A 306-nucleotide genomic window follows, 5' to 3' on the forward strand; every position below is an offset into this window, starting at 1 on the left:
AGATAGCTTATTATGCAGGACTTCGTATCGGTGAAGCCTGTGGTCTGGCATGGCAGGATGTAAATCTTGAAGAACAGTGCCTTACAATCAGACGAAGCATCCGTTATGATGGTTCAAGGCACAAGAATATCATCGGACCAACCAAGCGGAAGAAAGTAAGGATTGTTGATTTTGGAGATACGCTGACAGAGATTCTTCGCAATGCCCGAAAGGAACAGCTTAAAAACCGGATGCAGTACGGAGAACTTTATCACAAAAACTACTACAGAGAAGTAAAAGACAAAAACAGAGTTTACTATGAGTTCT

The 306-nt window shown here is 41.8% G+C and carries 1 protein-coding gene; it reads left to right on the forward strand.

What is annotated here, in order from left to right; translation table 11 throughout:
* On the forward strand, window positions 1–306 hold a 306-nt coding region (locus LI164_RS16525; protein WP_227087390.1), incomplete at both ends, for a tyrosine-type recombinase/integrase.

It is taken from the genome of Dorea sp. 210702-DFI.3.125, from assembly GCF_020560945.1.
Classification (GTDB): Bacteria; Bacillota; Clostridia; order Lachnospirales; family Lachnospiraceae; genus Dorea; species Dorea formicigenerans.